The organism is Neobacillus sp. 19 (assembly GCF_049463095.1).
GTDB lineage: Bacteria > Bacillota > Bacilli > Bacillales > Cytobacillaceae > Neobacillus.
Window position 1 is genome coordinate 1 of sequence record NZ_JBMPZU010000071.1, and the last position, 15,297, is coordinate 15,297.

Here is a 15,297-nt window from a genome sequence, read left to right on the forward strand (position 1 = left end):
AATTATCCAATGACCAAATTAGAATTGGATGAGACAGCGAGAAGGTATAAATGGGGAAAATATGGGATTGGTAAATATATTTATCAAAAAGAGGAAGAAGAGGATATAAAAAGTCATTTATACTCCTACATGGAAAAGTTTTTCCCAAATGCTAAACTGGAATACTTCACCTGAAATGAGATTAAAGTCAAACACACGATCTTTCATTCGAAAATTGTGTGTTTTTATTTGTCCATTTAGGATCAAAACAGCCGGTCAAATCGCTAAAAATGTCTTTAATAAGCCGTCTTAAGGACAAAACACCCGGACAAATCGCTAAAAATGTCTAAGGAGACATCTAAAAGACAAGATTTCCTCCATAATCAAAAAAGTGTACACAGTACGTTAGTGCTTACCCTTTTTCGTGTCTGTCCTTTACCGTTGAATTGTAAATTCTGTGTAAATTTAATGTAAATTCTCTTCATGAAAGGTTTACAGTTTGTTCACAATCGAATAATTTGGGAGTATACAAGTTTGTCGAAATGAAGGAGCTGAATTTTTTGGAGTTTAACATTCAAGAAATGATCTTCACCTTTATTGGTGGGTTAGGAATTTTTCTATTTGGAATTAAATATATGGGGGACGGCCTTCAGAAATCGGCGGGCGACCGTTTAAGAGATATTCTTGACCGATTTACATCTAACCCGCTAAAGGGTGTGCTGGCGGGGATTATTGTTACCGCCATGATTCAGTCCAGCTCAGGAACAACTGCGTTGACAGTCGGACTCGTTAGTGCCGGTTTTATGACACTAAGACAAGCCATCGGTGTCATTATGGGTGCGAACATTGGAACCACCGTAACAGCCTTTATCATCGGAATTGAAATCGATGAATATGCCTTGCCAATAATTGCTGCAGGGGCTGTCGCACTATTTTTCTTTAAAAATCAGAAAATCCAATCTATCGGTCAAATCATCTTTGGTTTTGGTTCATTATTTTATGGCTTGGACTTAATGAGCACTGGGATGAAGCCATTACGATCGCTGGAAGCCTTTCAGACATTAACGGTCAGCATGAGTGACAATCCCTTTCTCGGGGTCATTGTCGGGACAATTTTCACTGTTGTGGTTCAAAGCTCCAGCGCGACGATTGGTATTTTACAAGAATTATATGGCCAAGGAGCAATCAACTTAAACGCTGCGTTACCGGTGTTATTCGGTGATAATATTGGTACCACGATTACAGCCATTTTAGCGAGTATTGGTACTTCGATTGCCGCTAGACGCGCAGCACTTGTCCATGTCATGTTTAACGTTATTGGCACCGTCATATTTTTGATTTTCCTAGTGCCATATACAAAGCTGATTGGCTTCATGCAAACATCTCTTAGTCTTAACCCAGAAATGACGATTGCTTTTTCACATGGGATGTTTAACGTCACCAATACGATTATTCAATTCCCGTTTATTGCCGTATTGGCCTGGATTGTGACCAAACTGGTAAAGGGAGAAGACACCTTTATTAACGTCAAACCACAGCATTTAAATCCGATTTTTATTGAACAGTCTCCTTCGCTTGCCTTAAGCCAAGCGAAAGAAGAAGTGGTCCGGATGGCGGAGTTTTCTCTTAAGGGGCTACAGGAAGCAAGTTCATATTTACAGACAAAGCAAAGGAAGCATGCGGATATTGCCGTAAAACTAGAAGAAGCGATTGATAATTTAGATATACAAATTACAAATTATTTGGTAGATCTCTCAGCAAAGCCACTTTCTGGTATGGATTCGCATAAACATTCGATGTTATTAGATTCTGTTCGCGATATCGAGCGCATTGGGGACCATGTGGAAAATATAATTGAAGTGGTGGATTACCAAATGGCCAATCGCGTTAAGCTATCAATGGAAGCTAAAGTTGAATTAAAAGCAATGATTTCATTAACTGTTGCCACTTTAACGGATGTGATAGGCGCCCTAAAAGATTCCGATGCCGACTTAGCCCGTCATGTCCTTTCAAAAGAAGTTCAAATTGACTCTATGGAACGGCAGCTTCGGAAAAAGCATATTATGCGATTGAATGAACGGATTTGCAGTCCTGATGGCGGGACCGCATTCGCAGATCTCGTGACCAATCTCGAACGAATCGGCGATCATTCCGCGAATATTGCTGAGGCCGTCCTGGAGGAAGTAGGTATAATGTCGAATCGTTCAACCGTTAAAGTGAAGCCTTTGAATCTCGGAAATCCGTTGCAAAATGAACTATAAAGGAAAAAACTCCCCAATACTCGGTAATTGGGGAGTTTTTTTAATCATATAGAGAACCTCGACTTTTTTAAAGGATGATTTTTCACATATATTTATAAGTCCAACATACATTTAATGTAGAGCAGTCAATTCAAAGGGATAACAGATAGTACAAGCCAATCGTTCATAAAAGAAATTGCTTGGCTGATTTCTGAAAGGAGAAAACTGCAGATGGAACTCCTCCATGAAATAATAAATACGTATAGTACATTTCTTTCATTAGAAACCTTTGAGAATGTCGTTTCGGACCCGGCCAACTGGGGAATAATTGGAACCCTAATAATTCTCGAAGGATTATTATCCGCTGATAATGCCCTTGTTCTGGCGGTGATGGTCAAGCATTTGCCGACTGAACAACGGAAAAAAGCCCTATTCTATGGAATTTTTGGTGCCTATTTTTTCCGCATTGTGGCTATTGGATTAGGAGTTTCATTAATCAATATACCTTGGATCAAAATTGTTTGCGGACACTATCTTCTATTTATTGTTTTCCAAAACTTTATTAAAAATAATCAAGAAGATGATGACGTTCAAAATAAGAAAATGGGATTCTGGCGCACTGTTTTGACTGTTGAACTCATGGACATTGCTTTCAGTTTTGATAGTGTCATCGCCGCATTTGGTGTTTCCAATCAAGTATGGGTATTATTCTTGGGGGGCGTGTTAGGAATCTTAATGATGCGCGGTGTCGCCCAATTATTCCTGGCACTGATTGAAAAAGTACCTGAATTTGAAACCACCGCATTTATTCTAATCGGTGTAATTGGCGTAAAAATGATCATCGCTGCATTCAGCATCCATATAGATGAAGTAGTGTTCTTTAGTCTTTTAATTGCTGTATTTTTGGGAACCTTCATCATCCATATGTTCAGGAAAAATTCAGGGGATGAAAAAACATTTTAATCGTTTTTTGGGGATGAAATCAATTAGATTTCATCCTTTTGATTTTATAAAATACCGATAAATATAGTAGAATGAAAACAAAGCATAGTAGGAAACTTTCTGGTTTTGGAGCTTAGGAATGAGGTGTGAGCCGTTTTGAAAAAACTATTTTTTCTTTTCATATGTTTGTGTGCATTTATGTTTCTTTCAGAAAAAAATATGCTTCCTTCTATTGAACAAATAAAAAGCCTAGTAAACTTGAATAGTTATCAACAATCTAACCAGGAGAATCAAGAGATTGAAACCAGGGAAGCAATTGTGAATCAGAAAGACCCAGCTGAAGCGGGACAAGTATCATCTAAAGGTACCTATCCCCCGACTGAAATCCAAACCTACCAGGTAACAGTAGAAAACGGAAAGCTTGTTGTAACGGGAAAACCTACGGAATATGGGAAATATAATGATTCAAATGGTGTCATTTTGTATATTCAAGAAGTGCGGGCACATAAGAATACGACTCTAAAGGTTCCTTTTACCGAGGGGAAGATTAATTATTCCTATCCATTAACCTATACTGTGGGAGATGTGATTCTTAATCTTGATGAATATTACAATGGCAAGGAAAATGATCCCAATAAGGTACTGGGATATGCCCAATATACCTTGAAAGATGGTGATCCTTATTTGGCGCCAAGTTATATGGTGCAGAGCAATGATCCTGCTATAGTGGCCCTTGCCGAAAATATAACAAATGGAAAGCAGTCTGACGTAGATAAATCTCGGGCAATTTTTCAGTGGGTCGCACAAAACATTGCCTATAACGCACCGCTTGTGAATGCAGCCAATCCACCAATCTATTCTGCAGTCCAAACCTTTCAATCTCGTACGGTTCTTTGCACCGGTTATGCACACTTAAGTGCTGCCTTGCATCGAGCTGTCGGAATTGAAGCGAAAATTGCATACGGAGAAAACCATGCTTGGAATGAAATTTTGTTGAATGGTGCATGGCAGTCTGAAGATCCGACCTATGGCTCCGGATATATTAATGCTAATACCAATAAATTCGTACGAAGCTATCAACCGGCATATTTTTCGAAAACAGATAAAAACAAGGAAGGCGAGTATCCGTGGTAAAGAGAGAAATTACACGTTTGGCTAATGAAAACGATTATAATAACGCTCAAATCTAGCTTTCAGTATTGATTTCACTTTTTTGAAAATTAATAGAATATACAGGAGAGTAATATCATGAAAATAGTCATTGCTCCGGATTCTTTTAAGGAGAGTTTGTCTGCGCTGGAGGTTGCTGAGGCGATCGAAAAAGGCTTCAAACGCCATTTCTCTGATGCGCAGTTCATAAAGGTTCCTATGGCCGATGGCGGTGAAGGAACGGTTCAGTCTCTCGTTGATGCAACTGGCGGTGAAATCATTCGAAAAACGGTAACTGGCCCGCTAGGTGAATCAGTAGAAGCCTTTTTTGGGCTTCTTGGTCACAAAACGACTGCTGTTATTGAGATGGCGGCAGCTTCAGGTCTGCATCTTGTTCCTGTTGAAAAACGCAACCCGTTGATTACCACAACTAGAGGGACAGGAGAATTGATCAAGGCTGCCCTTGATTTAGGCGTGGATCATATCATCATTGGCATCGGAGGCAGTGCGACGAATGACGGAGGTGCAGGAATGGCCAAAGCCCTTGGCGTTCGCTTTCTCGATATAGAAGGTCATGAAATTGGTGAAGGAGGCGGGGCTCTTGGGTCTATAGCTTCTATCGAACTAGCTGACTTGGATTCCCGCCTCCAGAATGTGAAAATCGAAGTGGCCTGTGATGTCGACAATCCTTTAATTGGAGAAAGGGGAGCCGCCGCTATTTTTGGACCGCAAAAAGGTGCAACACCAGAAATGGTCGCTCAATTGGATCGCAATCTTGGCCAATATGCCGCGATTATTGATCGTGATCTCGGTAAAAAGATTATAGATGTTTCGGGTGCCGGTGCAGCCGGCGGGCTTGGTGGCGGCCTGCTTGCTTTCTTATCGGCAGAGCTCAAGCGCGGTGTTGAGATTGTCATTGATGCCACCGGGCTTACTGAATTGGTTCGGGATGCCGATTTGGTTATTACCGGTGAAGGAAAGATCGACGGACAGACAATTTTTGGCAAGACACCAATTGGTGTAGCGAAAACGGCTAAAAAGTTCGCCGTGCCTGTTGTTGCAATAGCAGGGAACGTTGCAGATGACGCCAGTATTGTCCATGACTATGGAATTGATGCGGTTTTTAGTATTGTTCCGGGTGTTGTGATGGTAGAGGATGCCTTTAGGCATGCAGCGGAATATGTCGAAAGGACCTCTGGCAATATTGCTGCGGTTTGGAAGCTTAAAAGATAAAAAAGTAAACCTGACCCATAGGTAAAATCTATTTAGTGTTAGTGAGGAACATGTATGGAAATGCTTGGCTATTTAATTGAAACTCTATTTTTGCTGGTACTTTTTGTCGGAATTGGACTGATATTTGGTATAATTGGCTGGAAAAAGAAACATTACGCTAAAATGTATGGTGGATTCGGTCATTTTTTCGGTGTTATTATCAGCTGGATATTGAGTGTCCTTGTAAGTTTGGATGATCCTAGTAAGGGAATTGCCATTATGGTTCTCTATCCGCTATTTTCTATCGGAGGCTGGTTAATAGGTTTGTACTTTGGGAAAGAAAAGGATAAGCGCAACAGGGATAAATAGTAAGGGGGAAATAAAATTGCATACTGAAGGATTTATCGATGTTACCGGTGGAAGGGTTTCCTATCAAAAGTTTGATGAAAATGGCGGAGGTACGCCGGTTATTGTTTTACACGGCGGGCCGGGGTCTTCGTGTTATTCTCTGCTTGGTTTAAAGGCGCTTGCAAAGGATCGGCCAGTGATTTTATATGATCAATTAGGATGCGGAAAGTCCGATCGGCCAACGGACACGACGTTATGGCGCCTCGATCGTTTTGTAGAAGAATTAGTGCAAATTAGACAGGCACTTAACCTTGATGAAGTACATATTCTCGGTCACTCCTGGGGAACTACGCTCGCAGCCGCTTATTGCTTAACGAAGCCTCGTGGTGTGAAGAGTGTGATTTTTTCAAGTCCATGCCTCAGCGCTCCATTATGGGAACAGGACCAAAAACGAAATCTAAAGAAATTGCCACTTGATGTGCAGGAAACCATCAAACGGTGTGAAGAAAATGGCACGACCGATTCAGAAGAATTTGCAGCAGCCATAGAGGTATTTGGAAAGCATTTTGTCAATCGGCTTGAGAAGCAGCCGGAATGGCTGGAACCAAAACCACCAGGATATCGGAACGCTGACATTTACAATATTATGTGGGGACCGTCTGAATTTACAGTGCTCGGCAATTTGAAAAATTTTGATTGCACCACACAATTAAAAGACATTACCTGCCCAACTCTATATACGTGCGGACGTTTTGACGAAGCAACACCGGAAACAACGGAGTATTATAGCAGCCTGACGCCGCAGTCGAAATTCCATGTTTTTGAAAAAAGCGCGCACATGCCATACATTGAAGAGCCGGATGAGTATATGATGGCAATTGGAAATTTTCTTAAATCAATTTAATACCTTTTTAGTCCTAAAAGATTAAAGGAGTGCAGCTGAATTCTATCAAGCAGCACTCCTTTTTTTAGATAAAAATGGGAAAATAAAACTATTCCTCCACCAATTGTGAATAATTGGCTAATTATTCACACCAATTACACTAGGAGTAAAGGATTATTTTTGGAAGATATAGGAGTCTAACCCTATAAAAAAAGTAAAAAAATAGTTATAAAGATATATTTTTAAAATAAAACAAGCGCTGTCTACATGTATATGGGCTAATTTTCCATTTTTCCCAACAGCAACCAAACTATCATTTTCTGAATACTCAATTTCGCTTGTCAATGTTCGACACAAATCCAAGCTGTAAACAGCTATTTTTAAAGTAGCACCTAGTTTTTGACATATAGTGTGCGAGGAAAGGAGGGTAGTAGTTTTATTGGAAAGGAAAATACTTAGGGGGTAAGAGGATGAAGAAAAAGAAAAAACGATTGTTATCTACTCTATTAACCGCCGTCTTAGTTGTACCATTGCTCCTGCAGCCGCAAATGAGCGTAAATGCTGCGACGAAAGGAGTGAGTACTTCAGCGAAAGATCAGCTGCCAGCACCTAAGCAAAAAGTAACGAAATCGCTCTACAAACAGTTTGATGATCAGGATAAAGTCACATTCCTCATCAAAATGAAAGAACAAGTGGATTCGGCAAAAGTTGCCAAGAATGCGGAAGATAAAGCAAAGGTTCAGAAGGCTACACCAGCGAAAACAAAATCATTAAAGCGAAACACAATTGTATCCGAATTAAAAGCGACTGCACAAGAAACACAATCAGACGTGTTAGCATTTTTACAGGAACAAGAAAAAGCCGGTAAGGCAAAAGATGTTCATTCCTACTACATCGTGAATGCAATTGCTGTTACAGCTACCGAAGAGGTAATGGAAAAAGCAGCAGCATTCGCAGAGGTTGAAAAAATCCTTCCGAACGAAACAAGACAATTGTTTGTCCCGGAAAAATCTGCGGCAACAGCTGTTCAAGAACCAGCAGCCGAAACGACAGCGATTGAATGGAATATTGATCGTGTCGGAGCACCGGCAGTTTGGGAGATGGGGATTGATGGCAGCGGCGTTGTCATCGGTTCAATCGATACAGGTGTTCAATGGGATCATCCAGCATTAAAGGAAAAATACCGCGGTTATAATCAGGCTACAGGTCAAACGGATCATACGTATAGTTGGCTGGACGCCGTTCGCGGGCAAGCAACGCCATATGATGACCATGGACATGGTACACATACAACAGGGACAATGGTCGGTTCAGAGCCAAATGGTTCGAATGTAATCGGAGTCGCTCCAGGTGCAAAGTGGATTGCAGTAAAAGCGTTCACAGCCGCAGGGGGCACAGACGCAGATTTATTAGAAGCGGGTGAATGGATGATTGCCCCAGGTGGAAACCCTGACAAGGCACCAGATGTCATCAATAATTCATGGGGCGGAGGTCCTGGACTTGATGAATGGTATCGACCGATGGTTAGTGCATGGAGAGCAGCAGAAATCTTCCCGGAATTCTCTGCAGGAAATACAACGTTAAGTAACCCTGGCGGTCCCGGGTCCGTTGCCAATCCGGCTAACTATCCAGAGTCATTCGCTACAGGGGCAACTGATGTCAATAACAAACTAGGAAGTTTTTCTTTACTTGGACCTTCTCCATATGCAGAAATTAAACCTGAGATTGCAGCGCCTGGTGTCAATATTCGTTCAGCAGTTCCTGGCAGCAGTTATGAAGGCGGATGGAATGGAACGTCAATGGCTGGCCCGCATGTTTCAGCAGCGATTGCTTTAATTAAGCAGGCTAATTCAAACTTAACCGTCGATCAATTAGAACAAATTTTACAAACAACTGCTATTCCGTTAACAGACAATACGTACCCGAACTCACCGAACAACGGATATGGTTCAGGTTTATTGAATGTCTTTGATGCTGTTTCTTCCGTTGTTTCTGGCTTAGGAAAATTGAAGGGCCAGGTAACGAAAGATGGAGACGACAGTGAAGCACCGGTGTTAACGCATTCCCAACCTGCCACGGTTTTTGCAGGAATGCCGCTAACCTTAGAAGCTTCAGCTGCCGACAATATTAGTGTAACAGATGTATCGCTTCAATATCAAAAACAAGATGGATCATGGGCAACCGTTGCCGCACAGCGCACAAGCGGTGATTATAAAAATGGCACGTACAGTGTGACAATTCCTGGGCAAGAGATTTCCGGTACAACCTTTGCCTATAAGTGGAAAGCTCTTGATTTCGGCGGCAATGAATCGGTGAGTGAACATTCGATCACGGTTCTTCCTGGCATTACAGTAGGCTACGCTGCGGATTTCGAAAGCAATCCTGATGGCTGGACTTCTTATGGAGCCAATGATTCCTGGCAATGGGGTGTCCCAACGACAGGACCAGGGTCCGCTTTTTCCGGAGAGAAAGTATATGCGACAAATTTAACTGGGCCTTATGCGAGCAAAGCAAACGCTTCATTACAAATGCCACCAATTGATTTGCCGGAAGGAAACAGCTATCTCCAATTTAAACAATGGTATGAGCTTGAAAGAAACTATGATTTCGGGCATGTATTTGTTTCAACAGATGGTGTGAACTGGGTGCAAAAGCTTCGCGTCAATAACCTGTCAAATGGCTGGATTGACGGTGAAGTCGATTTAAGTGAATATGCAGGACAAAGAATCTATGTCGCTTTCAACATCACTACAGATGGCAGTGTAACGAAGCAAGGCTGGTATTTAGATGATGTCCGCCTGACGAATGCACCACTTGCCGCACCACAGAAAGCAGAATGGGGTGATTCCTCTGACAAAGAAGAGTCTGCTTCGGATTCTGTCAAAAAAGAAAAGATTAATCCGGATCAGATTGCCATCACGATGCCAGAGGTGAAAAAGGAGGCCGCCAAAGAAAAGGCTGCGCCAATGCTTTTACCAATGCAGGCACAAGTATCGGTTATTGAATCCGGACGTTCGGTCAACACCAATCCGGCAAATGGCAGCTTTGAGATGACCCATGCGTCAGGGACGTTTACTGTGATTGCAGAAGCGTATGGCTATCAATCGCAAACCAAATCAGTAACAATCGAACAAGACGGAGAAGCAGCTGCAAACTTTACCCTTCAGGAATTAGCAAAGGGGACGGTTTCCGGGACGATTACGAATCAAGCATCAGGACAGCCAGTTGCAGGGGCAACTGTATATATAATCGAAGATGCGGCCGTACAACCTGTCCAAACGGATGCAAACGGACATTTTTCAATTACGGCTTATGAAGGGGATTATACGCTTAAAGTTATTGCCCCGCATTATTACAGTCAAGAAGTGGCCATTAAATTAAAAGGGAATATGGAGCAGAATTTTGATATCAAGCCTTTCATCGGTTTCCCAAGTGAAATCGGTTATGACGATGGCACAGCTGAAAATGCACGGGCCTTTTACGATGCCGGAAATGGCTGGGCGGTCAAAATGTCATTAGCAAAAGGCCACAAAAAAGCATTAGTGACGGGCGGATTGTTCCGTTTCTGGACATCGGAGTGGCCAGTTCCAGGCGGCACTGCCTTCAAAGTAGCCGTATATGACGCAACAGGCGTTGATGGTGCACCTGGTAAAAAACTTGCCGGCCCAATTGATGCGACAGCCCTTCGAAATGGGCAGTGGACACAGGTAGATTTAAGCAGCCACGGGATTCTTGTGGAAGGCGATTTCTATTTGGTTTACATCCAGGCAGATGTCAATACGAAATCACCTGGTTTGGCAACAGATGAAAATGGGACAAATGCGAAGCGCAGCTGGCAGTTGGTTGGCGGTGCATGGTCACCATCTCCGGAGGACGAAGGGAACTATATGATTCGTGCTGTGGTGGATTATGAAGTAACGGCACCAACGATCACCTCTCCTATCGATGGAACATTCACGAATGTTGAAACGGTAAACGTAAAGGGTGAAGCTGCACCAACGACAAAGGTTCATATTTTTAATAAAGGCAAAGAAGTTGCAACAGTTGATACAAAGAATGATGGCACCTATGCTGTTGACGTGAAGCTGGCGAAGGGTGAAAACCAATTAACGGCAAAAGCTTCGACATCACAAGGGATGACAGATGCATCCGCACCTGTAAAGGTCATTTTCGATGCTGATGCACCGGAATTAACAATTGGAGCTCCGACTGACGGAAGTAAAATAAATAAAGAAACCGTAACAGTTAGCGGAACAGTGGCAGATGACTACTTGAATTTCGTGCTGGTCAATGGCACGACAGCGAAAGTAGAGAATGGCAAATATTCCGCAAGAATTATGCTTGATGAAGGAAAAAATGCAATTAAAGTCACGGCCAAGGATCAGGCAGGAAACACAACCGAAAAATCAGTTAACGTGGATGTGGATTATACAGCCCCATTGATTTCAAATGTGAAGCCAGATGTTGATAAAACCTTGAAGAAAGGCGAAAGCGTAAAAATTGAGTTCACAAGTGAGCCTGGCTTGAAGACATCTTTCTCTATTCATATGCCGCTGACACAAATGAATTCAACACTAGCAGCAAATGCAACAGAGCTTCCAATGATGGAAGTATCACCGGGTAATTACGTTGGCTACTATACGGCTACGAAAGACATGGTTGCTGATGGTGCCGTGATTGAAGTGAAGGCAGTTGATTCCTTTAATAACGAATCAAGGCAAACAGCTGACGGAAAACTGTATATTAATGTTAAGAACAATGGCAAAGGAAAAGGTAATGGGAAATAAAATATGAATGAAGGGGCACTGTGCTATGGCAGTGCTCTTTTTTTATTTGTGATAACGGCTATTTTTATAATTTTATGAAGGATAGTCATGGGTTTTGTCGAATTGTATAATTAAAACTATTATCCTAGTAAGCGGGGAATATGATGAACAGGTCGGGTCAAATTACACTGGTTCTAATTTCGGTCTTATTTACCACTTTCCAAAAGGTATGGGATCATCATCCATTTTTTTCAATAGACTTTTTTGTATTTACTCTGATTGCATGGGTGGTTGGCTGGCAATATGATAAAGCGCGCGATTTTGAAAAAAAGGCTCGCGCTAGTGAAGAAAGCTATAAAAAATTAATTGATTCATTGCCTGAGCCGGTTTATATTACGAGAGAACATAAAGTTCTTTATGCCAATCATGCGGCAGCCAGTCTGGTTGGAGCCGCCAATAAAGAAGAGGTAATCGGTAAAATGATTCTTGATTATATCGTTCCAGAGTATAAGGACCGTTTAATGGAACGATTTAAACAAATAAAGAAGGAACAAAGTCCTGTCAACACAATCGAGTACAAAGCGAAACGGATAGATGGCTCGACATTCTTTTTTGAGGTATCGTCCTTGTTTATCGTATATGGCGGCACAGAGGCAGTGCTTTCTATTGGGAAGGATATTACCGAACGGAAAGAACAGACCGAACGCTTGCTGCAAAAATCAGAAAAATTGGCACTGTTAGGACAAATGGCAGCAGGTATTGCTCATGAAATTCGAAATCCACTAACGTCTATAAAAGGATTCATTCAGTTATTTAAAGCGAACCAACAAAAAGAGGAATATTTTGATATTGTCTTAGCAGAACTTGATCGGATCAATACCATAGTGGGTGAATTCCTTGTACTCGCCAAACCAACTGCCGCCGTTTATGTTGAAAAAGATGTAAAGATACTATTCCAGGATGTTGTAACCTTAATCGGCACTCAATCTATTTTAAATAATGTTGAAATCCTTGTTGACTTCGCCCCTGACTTGCCCATGATTAGCTGTGAAGAAAATCAGTTGAAGCAAGTTTTTCTAAACCTGCTCAAAAATGCAATTGAAGCCATGCCTCATGGCGGTACTATTTATGTTCAGGTGGAGGAAAAGGAGGCAGGGAATATTTCGATAAAAATTATTGATGAGGGAGTTGGTATACCAAAGGAACGCCTCTCGACACTTGGCGAGCCTTTTTACACCACGAAGGAAAAAGGAACTGGTCTCGGCCTAATGACCTGCTTTAAAATAATCGAAAGTCATTCTGGTGTATTAACGATTCATAGTAAAGTCAACGATGGAACGACAATAGAAATTATTTTACCTACGATGAAACAGCCATTATTAAAAAAGGAACTTAGTTATATGTAAAAGTGTTAATTGGAAAAAATATTCCATTGTTCTCTGCTCAAACTTTAATATATTATAATCCTAGCAATTGAAACAATTAATAGTTTCGGAGGGATCAATTATATTGAAAAAAATCATGCTTGTTGCCGTGGTTTTTACATTGTTATTTTCTCTAATTCCTTTAAAATATGGTCATGCGCAGCAATCTGAGCCGATTGTTAATGTTAAGCTTGTCAATTATTTAGGCAATAAAACGCAACTTTCATTAAAGCCGACTGGTGATTATATTATTAATGGATCCGATCTTTCCTTAAGCTCTCAGAATACTTATCTATTAAAAACGGAAAATGGAAGATTATCATTGTATAAAGATAATCTTTTATTGAATTCATTTGATACTTTTTCTGTAACACCTGTACAAGCTGAAGGTCAGCTGTTCATTAATGACCGGGGATATTTAGGCAGTTTTAAATTTGTTGTGGAAAACAATCAATTTGTACGTCCCATCAATTCAGTCAAAATGGAGAATTATTTAAAAGGGGTTGTTCCCATTGAAATGTATCCTTCCTGGGAAATTGAAGCATTAAAAACACAAGCTGTTGCCGCTCGAACGTATGCGATGGGTTATATAAACAGCGATGTCATTAATGATACCATTTCATACCAGGTTTATGGCGGATATGTTTGGACAACGAATACCTCCAAAGCAGTAGATGCGACACAGGGTCAGGTTGCCCAATACAACGGCCGGTTAATTGACGCCGTTTATTCTGCTAGCAACGGCGGTATGACAGAAAGTAATGCAAATGCATGGGGGAATACAGCCGTCCCTTATTTAACCATCAAACCAGACTCGTACGATCCCAAAAAGGTTTGGAACTTTTCCCTTCATCAAACGCAAATCGATCTAACCACAAAAGATTTGGCGAACCCTACTTCCTGGTGGACTGAAACAAACGAAGCAGATGCAACCATTACTACTAATATTAAAATGTGGTTAAACAAAAATGGTTATGCAAATAAAGATATTAAAATTGTTTCCATTCCTGAATTTTCATTATCCGGTATAGCTTCTGGCGGCCGTGTCAGCAAAGGTAACGTAACTTTGGAGTTTTTTGTAAAGGATAAAATGGTTGCAGATGGAAAATTAGCTTTGCAGCATGTTTCATTATCAAATTTAAGTGCATCCACCATCCGGAATATGATTGGTGGACGGGTTATGTTGAGTCTGTTGGTGGATAGTGTGAATACCGAAAATAATCTCATTACGGTTAAAGGCTTTGGAGATGGTCATGGTGTTGGTATGAGTCAATGGGGTGCTCAGAACATGGCAAAAGCAGGTAAATCTTACGCGGACATTCTAAAGTTTTATTATACTGGGATTTCCATTGTTAAAATATATGATGTATCTCATTCAACACCACAAACTCCAATTCAACAACAACATGGCTGGGTATACACAAATGGCAAGTGGTCCTATTTTAATTCCACTGGTTCAAAGGCAACCGGCTGGTTAAAGGATGCTAATCAGTGGTATTACTTAAACCAATATGGTGAAATGCTTACAGGCTGGCAAATGGCGGGCGGAAAATGGTACTTCCTTAAATCAAACGGGGCGATGGCAACGGGTTGGTTGAAGGATCAAAACAAATGGTACTTCTTAACCTCTTCCGGAGCGATGGCAACGGGTTGGCTGAAGGATCAAAACAAATGGTACTTCTTAACTTCATCCGGTGCGATGGCGACCGGCTGGATTTCGTCCAAGGCAAGTGGTACTATTTATCCGGCAGCGGTGCAATGGTTACGGGCTGGCAAAAAGTTGGCAGCAAATCGTACCTATTCCATTCTAGCGGGTATTGGATTCGTTAACTTTATACGATCGATTCGTTACAGACTCTGCAATTCTGTGGGGTCTGTTTCTTTTTTTGTTAAAACCCACATAAATTAAAGGGATATTTTCGCTATAATGATAATGCGGGAAAATATACATGTAAATAAAAGGAATTTTTTTCGGTGTAGGAGGATTTTATGGGGAAAAATAGATATGTATTTTGGGGGCTTGTCATTACGACCCTCATTTCTGTGCTCGATGCCAATATTATGCAGACAGCAAGTCCAACTATTGTCAAACAGCTTGGCGGAATGGAGCTTTTTGTCTTGGATTTTTGTTGTCTATATGCTCGCAAGTACTGTAACGGTTCCACTTTATGGGAAATTATCGGATATGTATGGCCGGAAAAGGCTGCTAATGATTGCAGTAAGTTATTATTTACGATAGGGTGAAGCGGCGCACGAAAAACGCGAAAGCGTTTCACGATAAAAATGCGAAAACGCCTATCTAGGTTGTTGGGTTTTGGGGCTGATATTGGTTCTTCAATGCCAGTAATGAAAAT

General features: G+C 41.3%; 11 protein-coding genes. All 11 read left to right on the forward strand.

The genetic code is table 11. The annotated features are described in order from the left end of the window. A partial coding sequence (locus ACO1D1_RS22805; protein WP_423337252.1) for a spore photoproduct lyase family protein occupies positions 1-174 on the forward strand: 174 nt, incomplete at its 5' end. A gap of 365 nt (positions 175-539) precedes the next feature. Continuing rightward, a complete protein-coding gene (locus tag ACO1D1_RS22810; protein ID WP_149870197.1) occupies positions 540-2,240 on the forward strand; it encodes a Na/Pi cotransporter family protein in 1,701 nt (566 codons plus the stop codon). Between the two features lie 210 nt (positions 2,241-2,450). Next, positions 2,451-3,182 carry a TerC family protein gene (locus tag ACO1D1_RS22815; protein ID WP_149870198.1) on the forward strand — a complete coding sequence of 244 codons (732 nt, stop codon included), beginning with the start codon at positions 2,451-2,453 and terminating at the stop codon, positions 3,180-3,182. Positions 3,183-3,359: 177 nt separating this feature from the next. Then, a complete protein-coding gene (locus ACO1D1_RS22820) occupies positions 3,360-4,295 on the forward strand; it encodes a transglutaminase domain-containing protein (RefSeq protein ID WP_423337245.1) in 936 nt (311 codons plus the stop codon). A 114-nt stretch (positions 4,296-4,409) separates the two neighbouring features. After that, positions 4,410-5,543 carry a glycerate kinase gene (locus ACO1D1_RS22825; RefSeq protein WP_423337246.1) on the forward strand — a complete coding sequence of 378 codons (1,134 nt, stop codon included), beginning with the start codon at positions 4,410-4,412 and terminating at the stop codon, positions 5,541-5,543. A 54-nt stretch (positions 5,544-5,597) separates the two neighbouring features. Continuing rightward, a complete protein-coding gene (locus ACO1D1_RS22830; RefSeq protein WP_423337247.1) occupies positions 5,598-5,891 on the forward strand; it encodes a hypothetical protein in 294 nt (97 codons plus the stop codon). Between the two features lie 16 nt (positions 5,892-5,907). After that, positions 5,908-6,774, forward strand: a complete 867-nt coding sequence (locus ACO1D1_RS22835) for a proline-specific peptidase family protein (RefSeq protein ID WP_423337248.1) — start codon at positions 5,908-5,910, stop codon at positions 6,772-6,774. Positions 6,775-7,223: 449 nt separating this feature from the next. Beyond that, on the forward strand, positions 7,224-11,540 hold the full coding sequence (locus ACO1D1_RS22840) for a S8 family serine peptidase (RefSeq protein ID WP_423337249.1): 4,317 nt from the start codon (positions 7,224-7,226) through the stop codon (positions 11,538-11,540). 140 nt (positions 11,541-11,680) lie between these two features. Continuing rightward, the gene (locus ACO1D1_RS22845) at positions 11,681-12,925 is read left to right on the forward strand and encodes an ATP-binding protein (protein WP_149870204.1); all 1,245 of its coding nucleotides are present in this window, start codon (positions 11,681-11,683) and stop codon (positions 12,923-12,925) included. A 103-nt stretch (positions 12,926-13,028) separates the two neighbouring features. After that, positions 13,029-14,852: a SpoIID/LytB domain-containing protein gene (locus ACO1D1_RS22850; protein ID WP_423337250.1), complete on the forward strand. Its 1,824-nt coding sequence runs from the start codon at positions 13,029-13,031 to the stop codon at positions 14,850-14,852. Positions 14,853-14,932: 80 nt separating this feature from the next. After that, positions 14,933-15,187, forward strand: a complete 255-nt coding sequence (locus ACO1D1_RS22855) for a hypothetical protein (RefSeq protein ID WP_423337251.1) — start codon at positions 14,933-14,935, stop codon at positions 15,185-15,187. Positions 15,188-15,297 lie beyond the last annotated feature (110 nt).